This is a genomic window from Nostoc sp. UIC 10607 (assembly GCF_047228265.1).
GTDB classification, from domain to species: Bacteria; Cyanobacteriota; Cyanobacteriia; order Cyanobacteriales; family Nostocaceae; genus Nostoc; species Nostoc foliaceum_A.
The window spans coordinates 234,867-261,308 of record NZ_JBIQNW010000004.1; the positions used below are offsets into that span (position 1 = coordinate 234,867).

23 protein-coding genes, 2 tRNA genes and 1 pseudogene are annotated in these 26,442 nt (G+C 40.4%); 15 read left to right on the top strand and 11 right to left on the bottom strand.

All coding sequences use genetic code 11. The annotated features are described in order from the left end of the window. Positions 1-5 precede the first annotated feature (5 nt). Positions 6-134, top strand: coding sequence for a hypothetical protein (locus tag ACEYW6_RS05860; RefSeq protein WP_412978980.1), 129 nt, complete (start codon positions 6-8; stop codon positions 132-134). On the opposite strand, the pseudogene ACEYW6_RS05865 reads toward ACEYW6_RS05860, so the two are convergent. Further along, a pseudogene (locus tag ACEYW6_RS05865) lies at positions 127-246 on the bottom strand (pentapeptide repeat-containing protein); the annotation flags it as partial. The gene ACEYW6_RS05860 and the pseudogene ACEYW6_RS05865 overlap by 8 nt on opposite strands. 531 nt (positions 247-777) lie before the next feature. Between ACEYW6_RS05865 and ACEYW6_RS05870 the strand changes: the two are divergent. Next, positions 778-1,143, top strand: a complete 366-nt coding sequence (locus ACEYW6_RS05870; RefSeq protein WP_412978981.1) for a hypothetical protein — start codon at positions 778-780, stop codon at positions 1,141-1,143. A 265-nt stretch (positions 1,144-1,408) separates the two neighbouring features. Here ACEYW6_RS05870 and ACEYW6_RS05875 read toward each other — a convergent pair whose 3' ends face one another. The 5 genes from ACEYW6_RS05875 to ACEYW6_RS05895 all read right to left on the bottom strand — a co-directional run bounded on the left by ACEYW6_RS05875 (position 1,409) and on the right by ACEYW6_RS05895 (position 4,681). Beyond that, the gene (locus tag ACEYW6_RS05875) at positions 1,409-2,047 is read right to left on the bottom strand and encodes a histidine phosphatase family protein (protein ID WP_412978982.1); all 639 of its coding nucleotides are present in this window, start codon (positions 2,045-2,047) and stop codon (positions 1,409-1,411) included. 249 nt (positions 2,048-2,296) lie between these two features. After that, positions 2,297-2,818 carry a hypothetical protein gene (locus tag ACEYW6_RS05880; protein ID WP_412978983.1) on the bottom strand — a complete coding sequence of 174 codons (522 nt, stop codon included), beginning with the start codon at positions 2,816-2,818 and terminating at the stop codon, positions 2,297-2,299. A 113-nt stretch (positions 2,819-2,931) separates the two neighbouring features. Then, on the bottom strand, positions 2,932-3,369 hold the full coding sequence (locus ACEYW6_RS05885) for a hypothetical protein (RefSeq protein WP_412978984.1): 438 nt from the start codon (positions 3,367-3,369) through the stop codon (positions 2,932-2,934). A 319-nt stretch (positions 3,370-3,688) separates the two neighbouring features. After that, positions 3,689-3,871 (bottom strand): CsbD family protein, encoded by a 183-nt coding sequence (locus ACEYW6_RS05890; protein ID WP_196512668.1) that lies wholly within the window; start codon positions 3,869-3,871, stop codon positions 3,689-3,691. A gap of 345 nt (positions 3,872-4,216) precedes the next feature. Then, positions 4,217-4,681 (bottom strand): hypothetical protein, encoded by a 465-nt coding sequence (locus tag ACEYW6_RS05895; RefSeq protein ID WP_190894906.1) that lies wholly within the window; start codon positions 4,679-4,681, stop codon positions 4,217-4,219. Positions 4,682-4,934: 253 nt separating this feature from the next. Here ACEYW6_RS05895 and uvrB point away from each other — a divergent pair, with 253 nt between their 5' ends. The 9 genes from uvrB to ACEYW6_RS05940 all read left to right on the top strand — a co-directional run bounded on the left by uvrB (position 4,935) and on the right by ACEYW6_RS05940 (position 16,419). Next, on the top strand, positions 4,935-6,932 hold the full coding sequence (uvrB, locus tag ACEYW6_RS05900) for an excinuclease ABC subunit UvrB (protein WP_412978985.1): 1,998 nt from the start codon (positions 4,935-4,937) through the stop codon (positions 6,930-6,932). Between the two features lie 131 nt (positions 6,933-7,063). Continuing rightward, on the top strand, positions 7,064-7,642 hold the full coding sequence (locus tag ACEYW6_RS05905) for a hypothetical protein (RefSeq protein ID WP_412978986.1): 579 nt from the start codon (positions 7,064-7,066) through the stop codon (positions 7,640-7,642). Between the two features lie 37 nt (positions 7,643-7,679). Further along, a complete protein-coding gene (locus ACEYW6_RS05910) occupies positions 7,680-7,874 on the top strand; it encodes a hypothetical protein (RefSeq protein WP_412978987.1) in 195 nt (64 codons plus the stop codon). Between the two features lie 185 nt (positions 7,875-8,059). Continuing rightward, positions 8,060-8,135, top strand: a tRNA-Met gene (locus ACEYW6_RS05915). Next, a tRNA-Met gene (locus tag ACEYW6_RS05920) sits at positions 8,135-8,209 on the top strand. The genes ACEYW6_RS05915 and ACEYW6_RS05920 overlap by 1 nt, the downstream gene beginning before the upstream one ends. 646 nt (positions 8,210-8,855) lie before the next feature. Continuing rightward, the gene (locus ACEYW6_RS05925) at positions 8,856-10,379 is read left to right on the top strand and encodes a slipin family protein (protein WP_412979039.1); all 1,524 of its coding nucleotides are present in this window, start codon (positions 8,856-8,858) and stop codon (positions 10,377-10,379) included. A 71-nt stretch (positions 10,380-10,450) separates the two neighbouring features. Beyond that, positions 10,451-15,373, top strand: a complete 4,923-nt coding sequence (locus ACEYW6_RS05930) for a DUF4011 domain-containing protein (protein WP_412978988.1) — start codon at positions 10,451-10,453, stop codon at positions 15,371-15,373. A 314-nt stretch (positions 15,374-15,687) separates the two neighbouring features. Further along, positions 15,688-15,804 carry a hypothetical protein gene (locus ACEYW6_RS05935; RefSeq protein ID WP_412978989.1) on the top strand — a complete coding sequence of 39 codons (117 nt, stop codon included), beginning with the start codon at positions 15,688-15,690 and terminating at the stop codon, positions 15,802-15,804. Between the two features lie 393 nt (positions 15,805-16,197). Next, entirely contained in the window at positions 16,198-16,419 is a 222-nt protein-coding gene (locus ACEYW6_RS05940) for a hypothetical protein (protein WP_412978990.1), read from the top strand. A 69-nt stretch (positions 16,420-16,488) separates the two neighbouring features. Here the strand turns inward: ACEYW6_RS05940 and ACEYW6_RS05945 are convergent, their stop codons facing one another. Beyond that, positions 16,489-17,028 (bottom strand): DUF2267 domain-containing protein, encoded by a 540-nt coding sequence (locus tag ACEYW6_RS05945; RefSeq protein WP_190893812.1) that lies wholly within the window; start codon positions 17,026-17,028, stop codon positions 16,489-16,491. A 287-nt stretch (positions 17,029-17,315) separates the two neighbouring features. Here ACEYW6_RS05945 and ACEYW6_RS05950 point away from each other — a divergent pair, with 287 nt between their 5' ends. After that, entirely contained in the window at positions 17,316-18,113 is a 798-nt protein-coding gene (locus tag ACEYW6_RS05950; RefSeq protein ID WP_412978991.1) for a dienelactone hydrolase family protein, read from the top strand. Between the two features lie 453 nt (positions 18,114-18,566). Here the strand turns inward: ACEYW6_RS05950 and ACEYW6_RS05955 are convergent, their stop codons facing one another. After that, positions 18,567-19,214: a class I SAM-dependent methyltransferase gene (locus ACEYW6_RS05955; protein ID WP_412978992.1), complete on the bottom strand. Its 648-nt coding sequence runs from the start codon at positions 19,212-19,214 to the stop codon at positions 18,567-18,569. A 385-nt stretch (positions 19,215-19,599) separates the two neighbouring features. Next, entirely contained in the window at positions 19,600-20,220 is a 621-nt protein-coding gene (locus ACEYW6_RS05960) for a tetratricopeptide repeat protein (RefSeq protein WP_412978993.1), read from the bottom strand. 121 nt (positions 20,221-20,341) lie between these two features. Between ACEYW6_RS05960 and ACEYW6_RS05965 the strand changes: the two genes are divergently transcribed. The 3 genes from ACEYW6_RS05965 to ACEYW6_RS05975 all read left to right on the top strand — a co-directional run bounded on the left by ACEYW6_RS05965 (position 20,342) and on the right by ACEYW6_RS05975 (position 22,465). Beyond that, positions 20,342-20,818, top strand: coding sequence for an MEKHLA domain-containing protein (locus ACEYW6_RS05965; RefSeq protein WP_412978994.1), 477 nt, complete (start codon positions 20,342-20,344; stop codon positions 20,816-20,818). A 129-nt stretch (positions 20,819-20,947) separates the two neighbouring features. Beyond that, complete coding sequence (locus ACEYW6_RS05970) at positions 20,948-21,667, top strand: rhomboid family intramembrane serine protease (RefSeq protein ID WP_196512654.1); 720 nt, start codon at positions 20,948-20,950, stop codon at positions 21,665-21,667. A 126-nt stretch (positions 21,668-21,793) separates the two neighbouring features. After that, positions 21,794-22,465, top strand: a complete 672-nt coding sequence (locus ACEYW6_RS05975; RefSeq protein ID WP_190893806.1) for a rhomboid family intramembrane serine protease — start codon at positions 21,794-21,796, stop codon at positions 22,463-22,465. Between the two features lie 169 nt (positions 22,466-22,634). Here the strand turns inward: ACEYW6_RS05975 and ACEYW6_RS05980 are convergent, their stop codons facing one another. After that, entirely contained in the window at positions 22,635-24,809 is a 2,175-nt protein-coding gene (locus tag ACEYW6_RS05980) for a GumC family protein (protein ID WP_412978995.1), read from the bottom strand. 93 nt (positions 24,810-24,902) lie between these two features. Beyond that, the gene (locus ACEYW6_RS05985; RefSeq protein ID WP_412978996.1) at positions 24,903-26,261 is read right to left on the bottom strand and encodes a polysaccharide biosynthesis/export family protein; all 1,359 of its coding nucleotides are present in this window, start codon (positions 26,259-26,261) and stop codon (positions 24,903-24,905) included. Between the last annotated feature and the right edge of the window lie 181 nt (positions 26,262-26,442).

The following is a 26,442-nucleotide window of genomic DNA, read 5'->3' on the forward strand; positions in this document are numbered from 1 at the left end:
AGCCGATGCAAGAAAAAGCCCAAGAACTCTGGCATGTCGTGAATCATCCGCAATGCAATTACTACGTCTGTGGTGATGCCAAGATAGCAGATGATGTATTTGAGGTGTTTATGGCGATCGCTAAATCAAATTAGACCCATTAAAATCCGCCCCTCGGATATCTGCATAACTAAAGTTTGCTCTAGACAGGTTTTGACCTTTGAAAGAACGACCTCTGAGATTTTGACAGGAGAAGTCTGCGGGCATAGCTAGACTGCTGAAAGCAAGGATTTAGACAGAATACATCTCAATACTTGTCGGTTAAGGGGGAAAAGGGAAATAAAAAACCCTTAACCCTTACCCTTTAACCCTTTCCCAAAACCAAACTTTGGGTTCAAAATGCAAAATCCGAGTAGTATTGGAATACATCTAGACTGCAACACCGTGCGGTATGAAACAGAAGAATCACAACAGTGGTAACAGCTACCGTCTCTAAATTGCTGCAAAACTACAAAATACTTGACCAATACAGAGTCAGCAGCATGATTATATTGCTTAACAAAAACAAAAGTAGGAGCCACAAGACACTACTAATTAACCTAAAGTTCACTTGATAAAAATGAGTGTTTTTGATGAATTGCTGCTTCTACCAAATTTGCCAAACTCAAACTTTTTCACATTTAATATAAGTACTTTTAATACTTTTGCATTACTCAAATTTGTGAATTCTGAACTATATAGTTGTTCAACTTAAGTATTAAATAAGATTATTACCAATAGTCTAGGGAAAGCAAAGACGTGAACCGTTTCAAAAAGCTATCCTCAATTGTGTTCCTGCTATTAGCCTTCATATATCCACCTGCTTTGGCTGAAGCCAAGGATAATACTCTAAATAATGTTCTCAATGAACACACTCTTGACGCACAGACAAAATTAGTTGGAGAGCAAAGTGAAGAGCTTTTATTAGCTCACCGACGGACTCGACGACGTTATCATAGACGGCAACGGACTGGAAAATATTACTATCAACGCCAGCGGAATCGACGACATTATTATAGACGACGCTATCGCTCTGTACGTTATCACGGACAACCATATCGTCGTGGAGAATGGGAACTAGTTCGTGATCGTCATGGACGATTAATCTATGATTGGCAGCGTTAATAGTAAACTTTTCAACCAATTCTCCCACAAAATCTTTATGCGTAAATCCTAATGTAGGCAGACTCGTTAGCAAATGCGTCAATCCATTAGTTATTAGTTCAAGTCTTCTTTTCCTCTCCCAAAGCTTGATAAAATCGATGCAATTGTAGTGACTAAAATTGTGATCAGATATGGTTTTTTCTGGTGAAAGGTATGAAATCAATGCCTGTAGCTTTCAATCCCTAAAATGATCCCTTGGTGAAAGCAATGCGATGCAAGTAACCCCTCACGTTCCTGGTAAATTCCGCAACTGCTCATCCAAATGACTACGGTCTGCCAAAAGCTTTAACAGCGGCCCATGTGAGGTAAATTCTACAATACTGACTGAAGCTACAGGGCATCCTAAACGAAAACGGAAGCGTCCCACATCAATCCCTAGTAAACTACACAGAATAATTCTGATGGTTGCTTTGTGTGAAACAACTAAAACATTACCACTAGTGTAATTTTGCTTGATTTCTTCAATCACCTGCAAGGCACGAGAAGCAATTGTAACTGCCATTTCTCCACCAGTTGGAGCATTCCAAGCCGGATCTGCTGACCAGCGAATATAATCATCGTGATATTCACGGCTAATTATTTCTGGCGTTTTTCCTTCCCACTTGCCATAGTTGATTTCCTTTAAACCATCTCTGAGTTGTGGTTCCATTCCTATTGCTGCACATAAGGGTTTTGCTGTCAATACAGTTCGCCGCATTGGACTACAAAATATTTCTGTCCAAGGGATATAACTATATGCGTCAGCAAAAGCCTTTGCCATATCCAACCCTTCTGGGGTAAGTTCTGAGTCTATGGAACCGCAAAAGGAATTATTGCGGCTGCATTCTGTTTGTCCGTGACGGAGAAAATAAAGAGTTAGGCTCACGGTATGTTCTCATCGATTGTAAATTTAAGAGCATTAACAATCAGATGTAGCTGAAGATAGTTAATTACTGTGGTATGTTACTACATTTTTTTGAGATTTTGAATAATTTTTAGGGCAAAGTTGCCGCAGTTAGTCCCATCGTAGAAATTGCCATTGTGCGATCGCTGATTTGGGTCATTTTGATCAAAAATAAAGGTGGGTAATACCCACCTAATCTCTTAGTCATCCTCCAAACTTAAAATTCAGAATTTACTTGCGACTACCTAACCACTTAGCCGCCGCAATTCCAATAATGCCTGCCACTACAGGATTACTGAGAAACTTGATAATCCCTGGTTGCTCCGCCAGCACTTCGCGGAAAATATCGGGATGGTTGTGATAAGCGAAAGACGCTAGTTTGCTAACATCATCAGCAGTCATCCGGTTGGAGTTGTGTGTAGATAGTCCCAACTGTTGCTCTAGATACTTCTCGTCTAGTTTTCTTTCCTTCAAGTGTTTGAAAAAGGCTCTTGCTACATCATCCCGTTCATTGGGTTTAATTTGTGCGATCGCCTGTTGTAATTCTGGCTCCATTTGGCTGGTTGGAATCCGATCTGGATGTAAAGATCGACCAAATAACTGCCGACGTTGATCTGGTGTTGTCCTTTGAGCGAAATCATCAAAATTTTGATATTCTGCTGTTGATTCGGCTGTAGTATCATCTAAAGATTCAACATCGCCCTGAGCCAAATCTTTCATTATTTGACGTTTATACTGTTCGCTGCTGGCCACTTTACTTATCTCCTTTTTGCCGTCAATTTATTTTGAGAGATGGTATTTCCAAGCTATAAATCCAAATCCCAATTCATCAAACTCTCTTCAAGCTCTTATTGCAAATACAGCACTTAGCTATATTTAACTTGATTAGTCTGAGTGTCATATTCGGTAGTCAAAATCAATTGCTTATCAGGCGCATAAATCAAAACCTTTAAGTCTTGATTGGGGAAATTTTTATGAAAACCTTGAACCAAGGATTTTGCTAATGGTCGCACTTCGTTAGGACTAACTTTAGGGGAAATAACAACACCTAATTTGTTGTTATCACGAACATAAGCGTCCTGAACTAATCCGCGAGATGTTTGCACAACCCAGGTACCAAAGGTTTGTCCTCCTGGGGTATTGCCTCGCTCTAACTCTGCATAAGTTACATCTCGACCAATTGCTGAGGGGGTAGTTGGACGCTCAACTTGTGATACCGTACCGCCACAGGCAGTAGTTATCATCAGGACTCCGATTAAAAGGAAAGTCGCCAATATTTTGCGACTTTGCTGAAGCAGAATCATTTATTTACCTCCTAAAAAACACTTTAAACAATAAATAGAATAGGTTGTATTTTCAAACTAATTGATCGCATTTATAAGGTTGGAACTGATAGAGGTTATTCCTCTAATTTGTAATAAAGTTATTCTGGAATGCAGAGACGTAATTTATTACGCCTCTACAATATTTCTCTCAATCCAAGCTAGCCCTTTAACTTTCCACGCTTGCTAAGAAAAGAAGAAAGGGGTATAGCGTTGAATCTTAAATACTTCATCCTTTTTTGCAAAAGTGGAATCCACCCCATTTATATCCCTAAAGTTTCTGCAAAAAAATTATGAATTATTAGTCAATCTTTTTCTTCACATTATCTTTCACGTCTTCAATACCGTGACGGACTTCGCTTTCAGCTTGTTTTGCTTTGCCTTCAGCTTTATCTTTTGGATCGCCGGTAACTTCTGATGCTGCTTCTTGGACTTTACCTTCGATATTTTTAGCAGTTGCTTTAGCCCGTTCTTCTAAGCTCATTTGGTACTCCTTTTTTTATGAAAAGTTTATTTCAAAGCTACAAAACTAACTTTGAAATCCTTTGTTATCACCCTTACACAGTAGCTTAAAGTTTTTGCTAAAGCCTTCCACCACAAGGCATATTCAAGAATTTGTAATTCGTAATTCGGAATTCGTAATTCAGAAAGGTAATTGTAGTAAGCGTTCTGGCTGTTGGTTGAATATAAAATAAAGTAAAGATAGCTTAGTTATCTATGCTAAAAGACATAGAAAAAGTGCAAATATTGAATCTTTACTTTTTTTAGCTAAAAAAAACCAGTTCCATATAGGAACTGGGTTAATAAAGTTATGGGGATATTTTTTTATCTAATCTAGAAAACCCATTAGGCTTTCTGAATTGTCAATCTCATTTGATGCTATTGGACGATTACCGAATGTTGAATAGCTTTCATCAATTACCAATAAACTTGAGCCAATTGGACGAATCCCAGAGAGATTGATACTTTCAACAACTTGGAATGTATTAGCGCCAATTGGACGAATACCCATTGAGTTATAGGTTTCAACTACTTCTAACGTACTGGTGCTAACGGGACGAATCCCAGCAATTGAGAGTTTTTCAGCAACTTCTAAGTCGCTAGGGCCTATGGGACGAATTCCAGAAATTGCAAGTGTTCCAGAAGCTCCCACTGGCAGTTCATTAACTTCCTCGACTTTATCAGCATTCAAGCTCTGGTCTGGTTGATTTTCAACTCCCTCTGTAGTTTCCCCTGGAGACTTGGCATTGTTTTGCCGAGAACTGATTGCTTTGCCAGCGCTGCTAATAGCCATAAACGAAGACCTCTGGTTTGTTAATTGAATTTTACAATAATTAAGGAAAGATGAAATTTTTTCCCATATACTTTAGAGTTTAACCTTAAAAAACCTCATATAGATATAAGTATCTTTAAAACTGATACATAAGTAAATTTTAATTATAAATTTTTGTAAAAAATTATTACCATTTATTTGGTCTAATAAGCCAGCTAGAATAGATACAGGGCGAAATCGTCACCATGAGATCGGGTATTTCCAGCAAAACTGTATGACAGAATTTTGTCTTCAAGCTCCCTTTAGTCCCACAGGCGATCAACCACAAGCGATCGCACAACTAACCGCTAGTATCCAAGCTGGTAATCGTTACCAAACTTTGTTAGGAGCTACTGGAACTGGTAAGACATTTTCGGTAGCAGCAGTTATTGAGAAAATTGGCAAGCCTACCTTAGTTCTGGCGCATAACAAAACCCTGGCTGCACAGCTTTGTAACGAGTTACGAGATTTCTTTCCCAACAACGCAGTCGAGTATTTCGTCAGCTACTACGATTACTATCAGCCAGAAGCGTATATTCCCGTTACCGATACTTATATTGAAAAAACGGCAGCGATTAATGATGAAATTGATATGTTGCGGCATTCAGCGACGCGATCGCTTTTTGAACGCCGTGATGTCATTGTCGTTGCTTCCATCAGTTGCATCTACGGTTTAGGAATGCCAGCAGAATACCTCAAAGCTGCCATCCCCCTTCAGATAGGTATGGAAGTAAATCAACGCCAAATTTTACGAGATTTGGCAAATGTTCAATATAGCCGCAACGACATAGAAATGGGTCGGGGAAAGTTTCGCGTCCGAGGCGATGTCTTAGAAATTGGCCCAGCATATGAAGACCGAATAATTCGTGTCGAATTTTTTGGTGATGAAATTGACGCGATTCGCTATATTGACCCGGTTACAGGGGAAATTCTCAAGAGTTTGGAAGCGGTGAATGTTTACCCGGCGCGTCACTTTGTCACACCAGAAGAACGTTTAGAAGGAGCTTGTCACGACATCGCCGCCGAGTTAAAACAGCAAAAACTAGATTTAGAACAAGCTGGGAAACTATTAGAAGCGCAACGCATAGATCAACGTACACGCTATGACCTAGAAATGCTGCGCGAGGTAGGTTACTGCAACGGTGTCGAGAACTATTCCCGTCACTTAGCAGGAAGGCAAGCTGGAGAATCACCAGAATGTTTAATTGATTATTTTCCCAAAGATTGGCTACTAATTATCGATGAATCTCACGTTACAGTGCCTCAAATTCGCGGCATGTATAATGGTGACCAAGCGAGAAAAAAAGTTTTAATTGAACATGGATTTCGTCTTCCTAGCGCTGCTGATAACCGTCCTTTGAAAGCAGAAGAATTTTGGCAAAAGGTGAATCAGTGTATTTTTGTTTCAGCAACTCCAGGAAATTGGGAATTAGAAATTTCTGAAGATCATGTAGTTGAACAAGTAATTCGACCAACTGGGGTGATTGATCCAGAAATTTCCGTGCGTCCCACAGAAGGACAAATTGATGATTTGTTGGGAGAAATTAAAGATAGAGCCGATCGCCATGAACGAGTGTTAATTACCACATTAACCAAGCGGATGGCGGAAGATTTAACAGAATATTTGCAAGACCGCAGTATAAGGGTACGGTATTTACATTCCGAAATTACTTCTATTGAGCGCATTGAAATTTTACAGAACTTGCGCGAGGGGAAATTTGATGTATTAGTTGGTGTGAATTTGCTGCGGGAAGGCTTGGATTTACCCGAAGTTTCCCTAGTAGCAATTATGGATGCAGATAAAGAAGGTTTCTTGCGAACCGAGCGTTCCTTAATTCAAACTATTGGTAGAGCCGCGCGTCACGTTCAGGGACAAGCGATTTTGTATGCCGATAACCTGACAGGTAGCATGATTAAAGCCATTGATGAAACAGACAGGCGGCGTGGGATTCAAACGGCACATAATCGACTGCATGGGATTACACCACAACCAATTGTGAAAAAATCAAGTAATGCGATTTTGGCTTTTTTAGATGTATCTCGGCGGTTAAATGCAACTGACTTGAAAGTTGTAGATGAACATATAGATGAACTGCCATTAGAACAGATTCCAGGGTTGATTACTTTGTTGGAAGCGCAGATGAAAGAGGCGGCGAAGAAATTGGAATTTGAAGAAGCGGCAAAATTGCGCGATCGCATTAAGCATCTCAGAGATAAAATGTTGGGACGTTAACCTGAATCTTGTGTTCACGGAAATCATGCAATATTAGCCAGCTAAGTGAGATTGAGTATTATCCAATACCAAGTGATTTTTTGTAGGCCATATCTACCACGGACACTGTTGAGTAAACTTGCAAAAATACTATGGCAAAGCGTAAAAAAAGCAATCTCCAGTGGATTAAAGAAACGCTTGAACTAAAACCTGACCATCGCTGGGAATCTCCATCAGGCTACAAAATTTTTGTAGCAGATAGAGGCGCTGTTCGCTTCAACGTTCCCCAGAATTGGGTTTTTGAGCCACAAGAAAAATCCTTCAAGTTCCTTGATAAAAAACCGCCCAACGATGATTGCTGTCTGGAAGTATCTTTCAATCGTTTGCCACCCAATGACTGGAGCCAGTTTCCGTTAAAATCTACTTTAAAGAAAGTGATGGAAGACGACAGTCGTAACATCATTGCTAAGGGAGAAATTTTTACCATCAAGCGCCAAACTGCCAGGATTGTGTGGACAGAGATGAAGTTCATTGACACTCAGGAAGAACCACGGGAAGCTTTTTCACGGACTTGCATTGGTTTGGGGTCAAATGTTCAGTGCTTGATTACATTCGATTATTGGGCAGATCAAGCAGAACAATTAATACCCGTTTGGGATGAAGCGATCCGTAGTCTCACATTAGGGTTGTATATCCGTGACCCCATGACTGGTCTAGCTTTTCCAGACTGAAGCCTAAAAATTATTGCTCCCAACTTTCTTGGCAAATATGATGAAAATGCTATTCATCTTAGTTGGCCCAAAAGGAGCGGGTAAAACTGACATTCAGTTGAGATTTTCTGAGACTAAATATATAGCGATCGCCCATCAAATTATTACCGAAAAACACAATGGTTGTATAGAAGTTCACTTCCTAGTGGGAGCCGGAACTGTTTTTGTACTGACGCTACCTGTTAAATCGTAATAATTTACTGGAGTTTATTCTATGTCTGTCCTCGCTAAACAGTCATCACTCCCAATCCCTTTATGCTAAATTTGGAGCGGAATAGTAACAAAGTTACAAAGCTATAGTTTAGGTTCTATATGCCTAACTGGTGCGCCAAGCTTTTGCATAAGCGTATACCGCCGAGTCCTTTAAACTATACCATCGTTTGATTAGCTCAGTTGGTAGAGCGATCGACTCATAATCGAAGGGTCACAGGTTCGACTCCTGTATCAAACTCCAGGAAGTTAGCTCACTGGTAGAGCAATCGACTCATAATCGATGTGTTGTAGGTTCGATTCCTATACTTTCACCCAAAACCCTGTCCGGGTCAAAAGACAATACCCTGTAAAGGTAGCCAATATGGTACGAATCTCAACAGATTCGAGACCCCTCATTTTCTCAACTCTGCGGTGTAAGTGTTTTGCTGTCGGTCATCACTCGTAAGGGTGATGTTCGGTAGCCACAGTCAAGGAGTAAGCGCAACTGCATTTATCCCTAACTTGAGTATGTTCCTTCCTTTCTACATCTAGTTTTCCTTCAGGATTCTAGATTGGCAAACGAACGGCATATTTGAGCGCGGTTCTTTTTTCTAGATTGCCATTGAGCAGTCTCTTGAAAAGTAACGGCAATCTTAATCCAGCTTTGGAGAAGCTTTTGCCCACACCTGAATTGTAAACACTTGCACTGGCAGAGTTAAAAAATATTTTGTAGTATTATAGTAGTACAAATAGCTAAAATAAATTCTTTAGCCTTTTTCCACAAGGTTGCAAACTCCGATAACTCCAGTACTTAAGCTGTAAGAAAATAGGTGGTATTTGAGTTCAAGGAAGGTTATAAATGTCTTGATCAAATCTTCTTAGCTAGTTGCGTTGGCGTAGCCCGTCGTAGACATCGCTACGCTCGTTGCAAGCATTGCATAGCTTATCTAAAATATCGCGTAAATTATCTATGCAAATTACTATGTGGGAAACATTTTATATCAAACCTAACGAAATCGGCATTTTATATCACCGCAGTGACTTTAAAAAAATCTTGCAGCCCGGTACACATACTTATTTTGGTCGGCATTGGCAAGTTAAAATTTATGACCTTAACCAGCCACAAGCTCAGATTGAAAACCTAGAACTGTTGTTGCGAAATCACGAAGCGGAACTACAACAACATTTATTGATTGTCAGAACCGCATTCAACCAAGCTGCTTTAGTCCGCTGCGGTCAGGATTGGGTAAGCGTTGCACCAAATCAATTGATTGCTTTTTGGCGTGGTTTTATTGAAGTAGAATCTTATGTGTTCAACTTGGAAGAAAGTTTAGAATTGCCTGCTTCTTTTGTGCAGCAATTGCGCTCAGTTACGTTGAATGGACTCAAAAAGTTTCAAATCTCAGAGTATGAGATTGGTTTACTATATCTGCAAAATAATTTTGTGCGACCTCTAGAACCAGGAGAGTATGCTTTTTGGTCGGTAAATAGAGATGTAACAGTCAGGACTCTCAGCCGAATTATCCCTAACCCAGATTTTCCTCTGGAAGATGTACTCATTGAAAAACATCCCGACTTTATTGCTGCTTACTGTGAAACCGTGCAATTACTGTCTTCGCAAGTTGCAATTGTGCGGTATAGAGGTAAAGTGATTTCTATTTTGCCACCTACCAGCCGCAAGCTATTTTGGCAGGGTGTTACAGTGGAAATTCTCGACATCAGCGTTGATGCTCAGTTACAGCCTAGCTTAGTCGCTGAGTTAGTTGAAGGTTCAACAGAAGTGAAATTGCTCAGTCGCAACTGTTTACATATTTGTCAAGTTCCCGCCCAGCACGTTGGACTAGTATACATTAATCAAGAGTTTCAAGGACTGCGATCGCCAGGGGTACATGCTTGGTGGTTATTTGGCCGCTCTTTTCAAACCGAAACCATCGACCTGCGACTCCAAAATATGGAAGTATCCGGTCAAGACATCCTCTCTAAAGATAAAGTACCTCTGCGGTTGAACTTGACGGCTGGCTTCCGCATTCAAGACCCATTGAGGGCAAAAAACGGGTTATCAGATATTTCCGGCTTCTTATACAAAGAATTACAGTTTGCTTTGCGTGGTGCAGTTGGCGAACGCAACTTAGATGCTTTATTAGAAGATAAAGGTGCAATTGATAGAAGCATCTCTGAATACATTCGCCAAAAAGCCGCAGACTATGGAATTGAAGTAGATTCTGTAGGTGTCAAAGATATCATTTTACCTGGTGAGATTAAGACTATCTTGAGCAAAGTAGTCGAGGCAGAAAAAGCTGCTCAAGCAAACGTAGTCAGACGTAGAGAAGAAACCGCTGCTACTCGCAGTATGCTAAACACTGCCAAAGTGATGGAGGATAACCCCGTTGCATTGCGTTTAAAAGAACTCGAAGTGTTAGAACGCATTGCAGAGAAGATTGATCGGATTCAAGTTAACGGTAGTTTGGATAGTATTTTGACAGACTTGATTCGGATGAATCCGTAGCGATCGGGCAAATACTTACGCAGTCAAAGATCAGTATAATAACAGTAAGTCTATTTACGAAAAGAACGAGTATGCGACAGTCAGCTTTAGACTCTCAACAAAACCTTGCTCAAAAAATTGCAAAGTGGAAAGCTGGGCTGGCTGACTTGGGACGACGAAATCCTCTCATCAAGTTTCGGGAAGATAGTCCTCGAACTTTAGAAATTCTGACAGAAGAACCAGATTTTATCTTTACAAAGCTAACAGAAGAGAAAAAATCGCTTCGTTTTCTAATGATTGAGAGCGAACATCAAGATATTAACCAGCAGAAAAAACCTAAAGCATTATCAGGAGAAAAAAATCCTCTCGAATTAATTACTCGTCAAAGAGGAGATGAGCAACTAAAACGGCTAAATAAATTGCGTCTTGAGGCGCGACGCTCATTTGAAGAAAGAGGGGTAAACAGCTTATTTATCGCATTTGGAACCTTGACTTGGTATGACAAGGATAAGCCAGATGATGCTCTGTTATCACCACTAATTTTAGTACCTGTAGAGTTAATTAAAGAACCTAGACGAGATGTTTATAAGATATCTCTATTAGATGAAGATGTTGTATTAAATCCAACCCTGACACAAAAATTAAAGCAAACTTTTGGGATTGAGCTTCCAGAGGGAGAAGCAGTACAAGGAAAAACTTATAACGAATTAATTACCCAGATTCGCCAACTGTTAGCACAAAAGACATGGCAAATTAAAGAGAATCTATTTCTCTCGCTATTTTCTTATGCAAAGGCTGCAATGGTTCGGGACATTATCGAAAATGAAGCTCTAATTTTTGATCACCCAATTTTGCAAGCTATTAGTGGCGATTTAACTACTTATCAGTCTAATTATAGAGAACCCCTATCTGCATCTGCCCTAGATTCACAAGTTAAACCTGAGCGAATATTTCAAATTCTAGATGCTGACTCTAGCCAGCAAGTCGTAATTGAAGCGGCAAAAGCTGGTTCTAGCTTTGTTGTTCAAGGGCCACCAGGAACAGGCAAAAGTCAAACTATTGTAAACATGATTGCAGAACTGATTGGTGATGGCAAATCAGTTTTATTAGTTGCAGAAAAAGAAACAGCGCTGAGTGTAGTTTATAAGCGCATGGCTGAATGTGGTTTAGACCATATATGTCTTAATCTCCATCACAGTGGTACAACAGATAAGCGGGAGCTTGTAAACAATTTATCGAAAACTATTGAATATCTTAAACAGATTTACGGTGAAGAAAATAATCATCTATTTTTTGAGCGGCTTGTTTCTAGTCGTCAATCGCTAAAATTATATCTGACAAGTTTACACTCTAAAGAAAAACCTCTAGATAAATCACCATTTGAGATATTTGGTGAGCTTTTGAAAAAAGAGCGCGAAGCAATTCCCAATATTAATGTCATATTTTCCAACTTTAGCCAATGGAATCCTAGTAGATTACAAGAAGCAAAAGATTTATTAAATCAATTGGCGCAATTTTTACCTTTCTTTAAAGGAGAGAAAACAACTATTTGGGCAAAAAGTTCTCTAAATTCTTATTCTTATGAGATAGAATTGGAAATTACGGAGAAAATAGAGCAATTTCAGCAAGCTATTTTTCTAGTCCAAAAGATTAATCAAGAATTGCAAGAGACTCTCCAAGTTCAACCTTTCTTGAATTTAGAGTCTCTAGATAAATGTTATCCAGCTATCGACTACATACGAAAAGCTCCATTAAATCTGCCAGAAAACTGGACTGGAATAGATATTGCAATTGCTCAGAATGCTTTCACTATTCTGCAAACAGACGTTCAAGAGATTGAAAAAAATAAGCTTTCGCAAGAAGCGCAAAATTTGCTGGATCGGCTATCTTCATTTATACCATTTTTAAGAGGAGAAAAAACAACTATTTGGGCGCAAAGTACTTTAAACTCTTGCTCTGAGACTCTAGAGCTAGAAATTAAGAATAAAATCAATAAATTGAAACAAGCAATTTCTTTGATACAGACAGCTAGCCAACAGCTTCAAATGATTATGAGGATTCAACCCTTATTAAATTTGGAAAATATAGAAGCTTGCTTTCCTGCTCTTAAACATATACTACAAGTTCCAGATAATTTACCCGAAAATTGGCATGAATTGGATATTTCAACTGCTCAGAATGCCTTCAGTAAGTTGAAAGGCGATATTAAGTTACTAGAAGAAACTGAGCCAATTTTAAAACAAAAATATAATCCTGAATTTTTCTCTTCAGAATTACCTGCTTTAGCTAACAGATATCAAAAATATAGTCGCTTTTGGTTGATTAGAATTTTTAATCCCCAATATAGGCGCGATATCAAGCTTTTGAAGAAACTAAGCACTAAAGAGGGACCGATTTCTCACAACGAATTAAAACGTGATTTTACACAAGCCGTTCAAATACAAGCTGCACGAAACAAGCTATATCAAAGCAATTACCCAGCCCGCCAGATTTTTGGATCTTTATTTAACCCGGAAGTTTCTAGTGAAGAAGAATTAAAAGCAATTGAAAAGGCTTTAAGTTGGTTGACTGGCTTACAAAAGTATTCACTTCCTGCTGAGTCAACCCAACTGATTGTAAATTCTCCCTCTGGACGGCGTGAACTGAATCAATTAGTTAAGAAACTTGAATCCATTCCTGAAGATATTAAAGAGGGTATGGATTTCTTATTCTCATACTTTAATGAGAATGATATTATTGGGCAATATCAGCCTCATAATCAAATTTCATTTACTGAACTGGCAAATTTTCTAAATTTAGCTCAATTAGACTTACCAGAATTTCGCCAATGGTTGACATATAAAGAAATCTATGAGCAACTAGAAAGTTTAGGAGTCAAAGTTTTCTTAGATGCTTTGCGCGACAATAAACCTAATCCTCTTCAGTCTGTACAAAATAGGCTACGTCATATTAACTACCAGCCTCGTCAGGTTTTTGGATCTTTGTTTAATCCAGAAGTTTGTGGTGAAGCAGAGTTAAAAGAAATTGAACAAGCTTTAAATTGGTTGATTGGCTTACAAAAGTTTTCGCTTTCTGCTGATTCCGTCCAGCGCATTCTAAATACTCCTTCTAAACGGCGCAAAATGGCTGAATTAGTTAAGGAATATGAGTCAGCCCATCAGAGTATTAGGCAAGGATTAGATTTTCTTTTATCGCACTTTAATGAAAGTGACATTACAGATTATTACTTACCTGGTAATCAAATTACTTTTGTCGAGCTAGAAAGCTTCTTAAACTTGGCTCACTCTGAATTGTCTTATTTTCAAGAATGGCTGACTTATAAAGAAACTTACCAGAAACTGGAAAATCTGGGTAATAATAAGTTTTTAGATTATTTACGTGATAATAAAATCCCCCCAGAGCAATGGTTTCCAGTTTTAGAAAAGCGAATTTATCAAATCTGTCTTGATGCTATTCTTGCCAGAAAGCCTGAGTTAAAGAACTTTAATTTGGAAGTACACGAACGACAAATAAAAGAGTTTTCTAAACTAGATTCTAGCCAACTAGATACTGCTATAAAACGTCTAAAGCAGCTTCATGTGCAACGCTGGCAAAACTGGGAAAAGACTTCACTTGCTCTAGCTGAGATACCAAATTTGAGAAAAGAAGCGACTAAGAAAAGCCGACATTTGCCCATCCGTAAACTCCTCAATGATAGACAAAAAGGAATACCAAATCTCGTCAAAGCTTTAAAGCCTTGCTGGATGATGAGTCCACTTTCTGTTAGTCAATATATCAATCCAGATGTAATTCATTTTGATGTTCTCATCTTTGATGAAGCATCTCAGCTTCGGACTGAGGATGTTGTTCCTTCAATTATCCGTTCAAATCAAGTGATTGTGATTGGGGATAATAAACAGCTTCCTCCCACTTCATTTTTTTCAACCGGAGATAGTCAAGAAGATATCGATGATGAAGATGATGAAAGGTATGAAAGCGTTTTGGATGAATGTTCAAAATTTATGTTTGGACACATGTTGAAATGGCACTACCGCAGTCAGGATGAGCGTTTGATTGCTTTCTCCAACCTTTATTTTTACGGCAACCAATTAGTTACATTTCCAAACCCAGTTCAAAATCCAGATTTGGGAGTTTGGTTTAAGCATGTTCCTAATGGTATTTACGATCGCGGTAAACGCAGAGATAATCGACGTGAGGCTGAAGTGGTTGCTCAGTTGGCGTTGGAGCATTTTCAACGATTTCCCGAACAATCCCTTGGTATTATTGCCTTTAGCGAAGCCCAAGCCGACGCGATTCGAGAGCAAATTGAAATTTTGGGAAAAGAATGTCCCGATCTAGAGACATTTTGCACTGATAACTCACCCCAGTTTTTTCTGAAAGCATTAGAAAACGTTCAGGGTGATGAGCGAGATGCTATTATACTCAGTGTTGGGTATGCTCGTGATGATCAAGGTAAACTTTCTCTCAACTTTGGCCCCTTAAATCGGCAAGGTGGAGAACGACGGCTCAACGTCGCTGTTACGCGGGCAAAAAGTAAAATTACACTCGTTTCTTCGATTGTGGCTGGTGAAATCAACCAAAAACTTGCCCAAAGCAAAGGTGTAAAATTACTGCACGATTACCTGGAGTACGCAGCCAGTGGTGGAAAAAAACTGCAAGGTAACTCTTACACAGATACTCTCCATTTTGACTCGCCATTTGAAGAAGATGTTTACCATGTCTTAGTCCAGCAGGGATACACTATCCGCACCCAAGTTGGATGCTCAGGATACCGGATTGACCTTGGTGTAGTTAATAGCGATCGCCCTGGTGAGTTTTTACTGGGGATTGAGTGTGATGGTGCATCTTACCATAGTTCACCTACTGCCAGAGATCGTGATCGCCTCAGACAACAGGTGCTTGAAAGGCTAGGTTGGAAAATTCACCGCATTTGGTCAACAGATTGGTTTCGTAACAAACCTGCTCAAGTTCGTCTGTTGACAGAAAGGATTAAACAATTACAACAAATCAGATAGAATCTCGTTGCTCACAAAGATCCAGAAATTGCATATATCTACGTAAACTGGTTGCGATCGCCTATAGCTGCTCTCTTAGCCAATTTGGATTCTGGATAGTGCCGTCGAAAATTAATCAATTATATTACCTTGGTAGAAATTGCTTTGAAAACAATAACAAGTACAGAACGCCGGAAGTGACAGAAGTTTATTGAAGTTTATCAACCGTTGGGGTTTTGATGCTATTGAAGGTACGATTTAAGCCCTAACCATGAGAGTTCGTGACAAATTGCTGAAATAAAAGTGCAGACAATTGAAGCAGAGACTAATTAAATTTGGGTATTTCAAACTGGGGCATTTGGAACAGCGGCACTTGGAACTGCGGCACTTGGAACTGGGGCATTTGGAACTGCGGCACTTGGAACTGTGGCACTTGGAACTGTGGCACTTGAAACTGTGGCACTTGAGACTGTGACACTGGAGGCAATAATGTCCCTCCTCTGACCCATTTCATCTCTGCATCAGAAAGTTCTTCCATTTCAACTTGGTTGAAAGTTAGCTGTGTATAGTTTTTTATTTTGGCCATAATTCTCCTTCTAGCGTGAAAAAACACAATACATCAATAATATATCTCGAATGGCTTCGGTCGCAGGTCTTCCTGTTTATGCATATTAGGATTACAGCAGTGGATTCGTTGTAGATGAGTTGCCAATCAAGCTGCTTGATAATGCAGGATTATAATCTGTGATTTGACGATCGCATTCGCTATTTAGAGCGATGTCTACTTCTTGTGCATCTCACACACAATTTCTAAATATGTAGTAGCATATTGTCGAGTTGGGGCGATGTCTACAACGGGCTACGCCTACGCTATCATTCAGTTTCACAACATCTCAGTGAAAATAGTATTTTATTTAAAAATGACGGGTGATTGCCGATACTACATAAAAGCAATTACATCATCTGGCATTGCATTAACTAGACAAAAAGCGAAAGTCCGCTACTCAGTAGTGCGGGCAGTTTTGAGTATTTATGATTACTATGCTTACCAAGGGGTTAACCACTAGCTCCCCAGTAAATATAGAAAGCCTGTTTGTGACTATCCGCAAACAGACTTGAGTTTTTCACATTTCTAATTAAGCTTGCTCCCAAAGCTCACGGATACGGTCAGGGAGCCAGCCAGCAATTTCCTGAATCCGCTCTTGGGAAAGTTCGTCTTTGGTGGCAGAAAACACTGCTTTAACCGCCTGCTCTGCCTCGACTGTTCCTGGAACTCCTCCTTCATTCGCAACCCGCGTGAGAAATAGATTGGAATCAATTCCAATGGGAGCCGGGCCTCTTAAAGGTTGACGGATTCGACTTAAAAATCTCACAATTGGATTGGTGTCTTTCCAAAGTTCTGCCACTTCAAACTGGAGTGCTTTTTCATCCGTAGGGACAGCTTCTGTATGCAGTTCTGCCTCGACGCGATCGCTAGCTTCTGTAGTCATTAAGTCGCGCATAACGCGAAATACAACTTCGGTAAAGTCTCTTGCGTCATACAAATCCGCAAATCCGCTTTGAACCATGACCTTTTCAAGAAACGAGCGATGTTCGTCTGCGATCGCAGTTCGAGTATCTTCAATTTCTGTTGGGTCAATTTCTGGAATGTTTGTTCTAAAACTTTGATCGGGCATTGTTTTTGCTTGTGGTTATTAATTTTGAGTTTTTATGCTTACTTTATGTAAGGTCGCACAAATCAAAAACCCTTAACATCATCCAGAAGTTTGAACTACGATCTATTCAAAAGTTAGAAATTCATCTAATCTGCGTCGCAAAGTAGGAAGGTCATGCTTGAGGGTAAGCAATTTCCCTTCACCGAGCAGAGCAATACTCGTGCGTTTATGCTCATTGTAGACATCACCCATTGGTGTCGAAAAACAGTCAGAATAGATGAATTGGTATAAAATCAACCGAAACAAAGATGGTAGAAACAACAAACATCGAAATTAACACTTGCTATGTCAAAGTACCTAACAATGACTTAGAAATCGATGCGTACTTAGCTCAACCAGCACATAAAGGAACCTTTGGCGCGGTTATAGTTTTTCCAGAAATTTTTGGAATCAACAGTAATATTCGAGATATCACCGAACTCATCGCTAAACAAGGTTATGTAGCAATAGCTCCAGCCATGTATCAACGTATTGCTCCCGGTTTTGAGGCTGATTTTAGCCCTGAAGATGTTGGGTTTAGTCCAGAAAGCTATAGGCTGGGGTTGGAATACTATCAACAAGTAAAGTATCAAGATATCTTAAGTGATATTCAAGCTGCGATCGCCTACTTAAAAACTTTACCCAATGTCAAAAATGATGCAATTGGTGTCATTGGTTTTTGTTTTGGCGGTCATGTTGCTTACATTGCTGCGACTTTCCCAGATATCAAAGCAACAGCTTCGTTTTACGGTGGTGGGATTACCACTTCTAGTTATAGTGAAGAGACTCCAACCATTAATCGGACTTCAGAAATTAAAGGTACTATTTATACCTTCTTTGGTACAAGAGATACATTAGTTTCCCAGGAAGAAAACGAGCAAATTGAGGCAGAATTAAAGAAACATCAAATCAATCATTGTGTATTTCGATACGATGCCGGACATGGATTCTTCGCGGGATTTTTCAAAGACAAGTACCCATTTATGGAACAACACCCAAGTTACAATCCTGAAGCTGCTCCTGATGCTTGGAAACATGTTCTAGAACTATTTCAAAAACACTTGTAAAACACAGTTTAAGGTTTACTTTATAAATCACCTCTCAGAGGATATTTTAAAAGTCCTCTTCTTGGTAGCAAAACGTTCTAGATCCCCCTAAATCCCCCTTTTTAAGGGGGACTTTGATTCCGGTTCTCCCCTTTTTAAGGGGAGCCAGCGCGGTCTTTTCCCTTGGCGCTAGCCTCTCCCTTTGGGAGAAGGGGAGACGCCAAAAGCGATGGGGTCTCCCTAAGTGGATCAACTGGCGTGGGTTAGGGGGGATCTAGAAGTGCCTAAAATCATAGCTAACCACTTTTAAAACATCCTCTCAAATATGCGATCGCAGTAATACCAATTTTATGCGAAGTTGCACATTATTTTGACCCCTCCCAACCTCCCTTTGATAAGGGGAGGTGTCGCAGGCGGTGGGGTTCTTTCTATGCGTCTTCATACGGAAATGTTATGAGCACGATATTATTGCTTTTAAGCTTTGGAATTTTTAAGCAGTAATTGACAACCACATAAGAATGGGTTTGGACTTTCTGTGCGATCGTCCACAAGCACTTCAATGGGAAGCTTACTGTTGTAAATCAATTCGTCATAATCCATCAATGCATCCCACTTGATCTTGCCAGTTGGGAAGCCTAGCTGTGAAGTAGCATCAGATATTAATTCTTGCCATTTCTGAATCTCTGGATCTTGGGATTTGCAGTAATCGAGAATGGCAATAAATGCACCAGGCTTGGTAACTCGTAGGATCTCCTCAAGAGCACGAACTGGGTCATCAACGACACAAAGGGTAAATCCCGACGCTGCTGCATCAAAGCTATTATCAGGAGAATCAAGATTGCACATATCTGATATCTTAAAGGTGATGTCTGCGGATACGCGCTTTTTACGTGCTTCATCCAGCATCTTTTGAGAAAGATCAACACCGAGGACATGGACACCTTCAGGGTAAGCTGAAAGATTAAGACCTGTTCCTACCGCAGCATCGAGTACGGTTTGTCCTGGCTTAAGCTGTAAGGAACCAATTAGGGGTTCGCGCTCGATGTGCCAGTAACGCTTCATAATTGCGTCATAATCCACTGCTCCCTGATTGTAAGCTTCAATCACCTGATTTATCTGCATAGGTTTCTTAAGAGATAAGACTACTTATTTAACTATCTGTTCAAATATGTGGTGTATGAGCACCAAAACCTTGTATATCATACTACCAGCGAGATAACTTAACAATAGGTAAAGTATTGAAAGTTGCTAACGCAGAAATTGAGCAATAGTTAGTAAAAATACGTCCAGTAGCGTACTGAACTATGGTCAGTCTGGTTAGTTGTGAGTGGCATCTTTAGCTTTGTGCCAATCAACCTAATTGCAGATATTGCAGATTTTTCAACACGATATTTGGAAGAGAACTCTGAAGGTAAAATCTTGAAGGCAAAGATCCGAAAGCAGGTTGCAGATAAACTGAATGCTGTTTTAGAGACTGGAACGCTTAATTTCTTTACTATTGAGCAAATCAACACCATCTTCGTAACTTCTTATGTACCCATGCTAGATACCACATATAATCATCAATTTTGTAATTATCAGCAGCTTTAACTATATAATCCTGAGCTAAATCAAGATTATTCTCGGCTTCATAATATAATCCCAAGTAAAGATGACTGTAAAAATTTCCCTTTATCCCTTCTGATTGACCAACAGTTAAAACATCATCTGTTGTACAATTTCTTGCATACAAATCATATACGCACTGCATGATTTGTCGAGGGTCATTTTTCACAGTTAGTAAAGAATTACGTGCCTCTTCAACACCTAACGAACGAGCTATGCAGAGATATCGCCATACTGTTTCTTCTACATCTTGAGCATTCACAGTCAAATCTATTTCAAATTGTTGAGCGCCTTCAGCATATCTTTCTGCATAATAATACGATAATCCCCGTTGCCAGAGGTAAGGTTTAATACGGGCATCCAATTGCTCTGCCATGTCAAAATCTTCAATAGATTCATCAATTTTGGCTAGTTGAAAGTTAACCATGCCCCGGCGAATGTAAGCATTAGGGTTTTTCGGCTGATTGCGAATGGTTTCATTCCACCGCTGGAGTTGATTTTCCAGAGAATTTGAAAAAAACATGAGTTTGCCTAGCTAATATACATTAAATAGAATATTTTCAGGCTTGGGGAGAACTCGTCAATCCCTAAAATGAGTAAAGTTTTGTCATACTAAATTCTTGGCGTTATATTTCCACTTTTCCATGACCAGCGTGATTGAATTTCCTTGGCAGCAAGAAGCAATTATTCTCCACAGCCAATACCTAATAAATAGTTTTCAGCATTGGACGGGAAATTCTTTGCTGCATGTCAATGATTTACCACTTGAAACAGCACAGGCATTATTTGAAGCGCCCTTTGCCCTAGTTTCTCACGGCACCGAGTCCGACCCCATTTTTAACTACGGTAATCGTAAAGCATTAGAACTATGGCAGCTTTCTTGGGAAGAATTTACTAAAATGCCTTCCTGCAAATCGGCTGAAGAAGTAGTACAGGAAGAACGCAATCGCCTTTTAGCAGAAGCAGCAACTAAAGGCTTTAGCTATTTTTCTGGTGTGCGGATCACCAGCACTGGTAAACGCTTTGAGATCCAAGATGGCATCCTCTGGAATCTCCTAGACGAGCAAAATCAATTGTGCGGTCAAGCAGCGGTGTACTCTAAGTGTACGTTTATCATATAATCACTACCTCATAAATATAAGTATTAATTATTTACTTAGTTAAAGGGAGATCCATCCACGAGGTAGAAGAAACTACTTACGAAATTCAGTATTGTGGTACTACTGTCTTAAAATCTGGAAAAAACGCCCGTGGTACCCATTAGAGATAATAATCCCACAGTAATCACGCCTTATGTAACTTATGGACTGATTGCTGCAAATGTCCTTGCTTTCCTTTATGAAGCAAGTCTTCCGCCACAAGCATTAAATGGATTTTTACACCTTGCGGCTGTAGTACCACGAGAACTTACCTTAAGCTTTGGTGGTATCTCTGTAAATCAACCAGTGCCAGAGTGGGCAACTTTGATTACCTCGCAATTTTTGCACGGTGGTTTATTGCATTTAGGCGGCAATATGTTGTTTCTCTGGATTTTTGGTAACAACGTTGAAGATAAGTTGGGCCATGCCAAATATTTGCTGTTCTATTTATCTTGTGGAGTTTTAGCATCCTTAACCCAGTGGTTCTTCGCTCAAGATTCTAGCATTCCTTCTTTGGGTGCAAGTGGTGCGATCGCAGGTATTCTAGGAGCATACATTCTGCGCTTTCCCAACGCCGAAGTTCTCGGCATAGTGCCGTTAGGCATTTTCTTCCCGACTTTCCGTGTCCCGGCATATTTCTTTTTGGGATTCTGGTTTCTCGAACAAGCCTTCTACGGGCTTGCTAGTCTCGAAACACGTACCAACATCGGCATGGAAAGCGGCGGTATTGCCTACTGGGCACACGCAGGCGGGTTTATCTTTGGGGCAATTCTTGGCCCATTGTTGGGTTTGTTTAACGATAAATCACAGGAAGAATCTTGGTATAATTAATTTTTCGGTACATCATTATGACTTTCAATCAAGCTGATTGATTAAATAGGTGAAATTGCCTAAGCTTCGCAACTGCTAGCCTTACAAGCTATATTGCAGTTAGTGAATAAATTAGGAAAAACACCTGTGTTTCCCCTCTACGACGAAAATCCGACGCGAATCACCCCGTATTTCACCTACGGGTTAATTGGCATGAATATTTTAGTTTTTCTTCACGAGGTGAGCCTGTCAAATGCACAATTGAGTCAGTTTTTAAATCAGTATGCAGTGATACCTCAAGAGTTAACCACCAATTGGAGCGCAGAGTGGATAACGTTATTTACGTCGCAATTCTTACACGGTGGTTGGTGGCACTTAATCTCAAATATGTTGTTTCTCTGGGTTTTTGGCAACAATATCGAAGACCGATTAGGTCATGCCAAATATCTGGTTTTTTATTTGGCATGTGGTGCTTTAGCTGCTTTGTGCCAATGGTTTATTGGCATAAATTCTGAGATTCCTTCCTTGGGAGCAAGTGGTGCAATTTCTGGGGTTTTAGGTGCCTACATTATCCGCTTTCCCCAAGCTAGAGTCATGACCCTAGTATTTTTGGGGATTTTCGTCACCACAATTAGAGTGCCAGCGCTAGTAATAATTGGACTTTTCTTTGTGCAGAATGTAATCTCCGGTCTTGCTACGCTGCAAACAGCGGCTAACATGAGCGTACAAACTGGTGGAGTTGCCTATTGGGCGCACATCGGTGGTTTTGTTTTTGGGGTGATTCTCGCTCCCCTATTTGGGTTGTTTAGGCAGGACTAAGTATATAATTTCCGAAATTTATAGCAGAATAATTGCTACCTATCAATCCTCTGCGTATCCTCTGCGTTGAAATTTTCACCCTCGATTCATCACGGTTTTACCCAAAGCTGTACTAAGCAATTCAAAATGAGGAGATGCTATTTTGGCAATCCACTATTTGGGAAACTATTTAGTTTTTGGCGGCAGCCGCTGAAACTTCTTCTGATTCTTGTACTTCAGATGTAAAGGTTGATGATTGTACGACTTCTTCAGGTAGAGAAACAATGATATCAGCACCGTTGATAATTGCTCCCAATAACCCCAGTTCCGATTCAACCAATTGATCAATAGCTTCACCTAGCATGTTCTCTTGTGTATAGTGGGGTCGCGCCACTAGTACGATGCCATCGCTGTAGGGTTGGATTAACAAAGGGTCATTAGATATGCTGAGGGGGCTAGTGTCTAAAATAACTAAATCGAAGCGTTCGCGGACATCCTCAATCAGCCGCCGCATTTCGCTAGATTCAAGAATTGCAGCTGATTGCCGCACAGGACCAGGACTCGGAAGAATGTATAAATTTTCCACATCAGGGACTAAACGAATACATTCACTTAAATTAGCGTAATAACGCAGGGGTTCAATAGTGGCATCGGGGTCAGGAATTACATTCAAGGATGTACAACGCGAAGGCGATCGCAAATCTGTTTCGATTATCAAGGTTCTTTTACCAGCACGGGCTGAAGCTATACCCAAGTTATATGCACTTGCCGTTTTACCCTCTAGGCTACTGGTGCTAGTAATCAACACCACCTTTAAGGCTTTACCACCAATCCGGCGCAGATTACTGCGGAACTTCTCATAATATTCTAAATAAGGAGAATCCGCAGAGAGTACTACCGGCACGGCTTCTTGATCCAAATCATCAACTGGCATTAAAGGCAATTCTCCCAACAGTGCCACTTCCCGTTGCTTGAGGCTCTCGCGGATATCCTCCCTGGTTTTGAAAGTACCTTCCAGTGATCCCAACAAAAATATCACCCCGCCACCAATCAACACACCTAAGAACCCACCCACAGCAAGGGTAATAGGCACACTCTTGGGGGGTTTGATGTCCGCAGCCGCTGTGGGACGTCTGGCAATGCTGAGGCTGCTGGTAGTTTCGGCCTCTGCGGTTTTAGAATCGGTTAGCTTCGCCTGCATTTGGTCATATATGGCTTTTTTGAGTGCAACCTCTTGTTCTAAACGCGATCGCTCTAATTGCTTATTGGGTATCAGAGAATACTCTCGCCGTAGTCGCGCTTCTTGTTGGATCTCTTGAACTAGTTGTTGTTGCAGCGTCTCCCGTTGGGTTTGCAAAGACACCATTTGGTTTGCCAACTGCTGACGGGCTGGATCTAAGCTACTTTGGGCGCGAATACCTGCAATGTTACCCCGAAGCGGAGCCGCTGTTCCATCACCACCTAACACCTCTGTAGCGCGTTGTTGCAGCAATTCCTCAGCAGCTTGTTTCTGACGCAACAATTGAACCATCGTTGGGTGTTCCGGTCGCAAATCTTTTCTGAGTACGGCGATTTGCGACTCACTTTGATAAATTTGCGATCGCAAATTACCAATAATTGGATCTGCACTCAAAGCAGAAGAAATATAAGCCTGTCCGACTGTTAAGCCTAACTTATTTTCTAAACTGTTAACTTGACCATCAACCCCAGAAATAGTTAATTGAATTTGCCGTTGTAGATTTTGGCTGGTAGTAATGGCATTTAGCAAGCTGCCATTCTCCGCTGCCAATATTGCTGTTCGTTCTATGCGATCGTACTGTTCCAGCTTCTTTTCAGCAACTTGCAATTCCTGTTTAGCTTGTGGTAAGCGCTCGTTAATCTTTTCAATAATTGCTTGTAATCGCCCAGTATTGATCTCACTGCTCAACTTAATCATTGATTGCATCAATTCCCCCAAGACCTCTATGGCTCGTTTGGGGTCGCTATCTACATATTTCAGTTCAAAGATACTCGATTCTAATTCTCCAGTCCTGGCATTTTTTTTAGGTAGAGAAAGGACAACACTTGTACCTAACTGTTTTGGTTTGATGTTTACTTTTTCTGCCACTGTCGCAATTATCTGGTTTGATAATAAAACTTCCTCATTCAGTTCCTTTCCTTGCTGTTGGATTTGAGTACCAGTTGCAGAGAAAGAAACTGGTGGGCCAGAATAGGTAAGTGCGGCAGATGCTATATAGTTAGTAGCTGGCTCTGGCTGCATAGCCACCACCGTTGACCCCGCTACAACTAAACCAAAACTAGCTAGTCCAATCCACTTGTATTTTTCAAAAGCAATAAGATAGCGCTTAACAATTGGTGGGGTCATGGTAGGGGGATATAGAATCAGTAATCAGTTGTCAATTTTTATTTACTATTGGTCACAATTATGTCTTCCATCTCGGACAAGAGGTAAGAGTCACTAATTTGAACCACTACCGAAGTTGTCAAAAAATCGGAGAAAGGACTGGACATTGAAGAAGGGTTGGGTAATGGTAGTCAAGAAATTAGTAATTTTACCGATGAGGTTCCGACCAACAACAATAACATCATTATCTTGAAGCGCCACATTTTGAGATGCATCGCCTCCTAGAGCTTTTTTAGCATCAAGTTTCTGGGTAACAGCTTTACCTTGTTCAGGATCAAAACGAACCAGAGCGATATCTCGCAGGTTAGCAGTGTCGAGATTTACTCCTCCCAAAGCATCTACAAATGTACTGCCGTTAGGCAGTGCTTGAATGGCAATACCTCCCGCAGCGTAGTTTAAAACCCGGACTCTAATCTGTGGTGTAGCCAAGGATGAACGTGCTACCAAATTGCGATCATAACCATCATCATTACCAACTTCACGACGGGGGATGAGTATCGCATCTCCGTCTTGTAAGCGTAAATTAGGAATTGAACCGCCATTTTGCAGTGCTGCATATAAGTCAATAGTTTGTGAAATCACAGAACCATCGATTAATTTCCGGCGTACTTGCACTTGTCGCAGGTCTGCATTTAACGTTGAACCACCAGATACTAGCAAGGCATCAGCAACACGGGGTGTTGTTGAATTAATCGGATAAATTCCTGGTCTAAATATTTCTCCACTAATGGTAACTTGAACTGGTCGCGTCCCTGCCAAGGATACTACTACGATTGGATCTGGTAAAATTCGACTTAAACCCAAGCGAATTTTTTCTTGAGCTTCTTCCAAAGTTAAACCTTGTAATGAAACCGTTCCCACTTGCGGTACTACGATGTTGCCTTCTGGACTAATTACAGCTTGAAAACTTAAGTCTTGACGCTGCGATGCTAGACCTAAAACTATTACTGGATCAACTACATAACGATTTAAACCCAAGCGAATTTTTTCTTGAGCTTCTTCCAAAGTTAAACCTTGTAAAGAAACTGTTCCCAGTAGCGGCACCACAATATTACCTTCGGGGTTGATTAAAGCTTGAAAGCTCAAATCTGGAAAGCGCTGAACCGAAACGCTAATTCCATCTCCTATTCCTAAGCGGTATGGGCCAGGAGGACGCTGAAGCACAACACCAATTACATCTCCTGGCCCCAATAGGTAGCGGCTGAGTTGGGGGGAAATTTCGTCATTTGCACCTGGAGGCACAACCTCAGTACCTGGCACAGGCGAAGGGGGTTGCCCTGGTGATTGTCCTTGAGGTGGAAAAGGCTGGGCAACAACAAGCTGGATAGGTGTTGTTAAGAAAACTCCGACTTGAAGACTGACAAAACACAGGGCGCTGAATCCACGCATATAAGAATTAGGATCTATGAACATCGGTGCAGGAAAACTGAATATAAAAATTAGTCGCGCCGAGTGGTAATCTTACTCTAAAAATTTCCTAAATGTCTTTTTTATCTGCAAGTATTTTACCAACAAAAAGTAGAAAACTTTTGCCAATTTTAATTTATAAGTTCATATTTGTAACCTGAACGCAATTGTAGAGGTACTTCTGAAT

What these genes read in the sequence shown, in the direction of transcription:
- ACEYW6_RS05860 (WP_412978980.1), top strand. Translation starts at nt 6, where the DNA reads ATGCAAGAAAAAGCCCAAGAACTCTGGCATGTCGTGAATCATCCGCAA.
- ACEYW6_RS05885 (WP_412978984.1), bottom strand. Translation starts at nt 3,369, where the DNA reads ATGATTCTGCTTCAGCAAAGTCGCAAAATATTGGCGACTTTCCTTTTA.
- ACEYW6_RS05890 (WP_196512668.1), bottom strand. Translation starts at nt 3,871, where the DNA reads ATGAGCTTAGAAGAACGGGCTAAAGCAACTGCTAAAAATATCGAAGGT.
- ACEYW6_RS05895 (WP_190894906.1), bottom strand. Translation starts at nt 4,681, where the DNA reads ATGGCTATTAGCAGCGCTGGCAAAGCAATCAGTTCTCGGCAAAACAAT.
- uvrB (WP_412978985.1), top strand. Translation starts at nt 4,935, where the DNA reads ATGACAGAATTTTGTCTTCAAGCTCCCTTTAGTCCCACAGGCGATCAA.
- ACEYW6_RS05905 (WP_412978986.1), top strand. Translation starts at nt 7,064, where the DNA reads ATGGCAAAGCGTAAAAAAAGCAATCTCCAGTGGATTAAAGAAACGCTT.
- ACEYW6_RS05910 (WP_412978987.1), top strand. Translation starts at nt 7,680, where the DNA reads ATGATGAAAATGCTATTCATCTTAGTTGGCCCAAAAGGAGCGGGTAAA.
- ACEYW6_RS05925 (WP_412979039.1), top strand. Translation starts at nt 8,856, where the DNA reads ATGTGGGAAACATTTTATATCAAACCTAACGAAATCGGCATTTTATAT.
- ACEYW6_RS05930 (WP_412978988.1), top strand. Translation starts at nt 10,451, where the DNA reads ATGCGACAGTCAGCTTTAGACTCTCAACAAAACCTTGCTCAAAAAATT.
- ACEYW6_RS05940 (WP_412978990.1), top strand. Translation starts at nt 16,198, where the DNA reads ATGTCTACAACGGGCTACGCCTACGCTATCATTCAGTTTCACAACATC.
- ACEYW6_RS05945 (WP_190893812.1), bottom strand. Translation starts at nt 17,028, where the DNA reads ATGCCCGATCAAAGTTTTAGAACAAACATTCCAGAAATTGACCCAACA.
- ACEYW6_RS05950 (WP_412978991.1), top strand. Translation starts at nt 17,316, where the DNA reads ATGGTAGAAACAACAAACATCGAAATTAACACTTGCTATGTCAAAGTA.
- ACEYW6_RS05955 (WP_412978992.1), bottom strand. Translation starts at nt 19,214, where the DNA reads ATGCAGATAAATCAGGTGATTGAAGCTTACAATCAGGGAGCAGTGGAT.
- ACEYW6_RS05960 (WP_412978993.1), bottom strand. Translation starts at nt 20,220, where the DNA reads ATGTTTTTTTCAAATTCTCTGGAAAATCAACTCCAGCGGTGGAATGAA.
- ACEYW6_RS05965 (WP_412978994.1), top strand. Translation starts at nt 20,342, where the DNA reads ATGACCAGCGTGATTGAATTTCCTTGGCAGCAAGAAGCAATTATTCTC.
- ACEYW6_RS05980 (WP_412978995.1), bottom strand. Translation starts at nt 24,809, where the DNA reads ATGACCCCACCAATTGTTAAGCGCTATCTTATTGCTTTTGAAAAATAC.
- ACEYW6_RS05985 (WP_412978996.1), bottom strand. Translation starts at nt 26,261, where the DNA reads ATGTTCATAGATCCTAATTCTTATATGCGTGGATTCAGCGCCCTGTGT.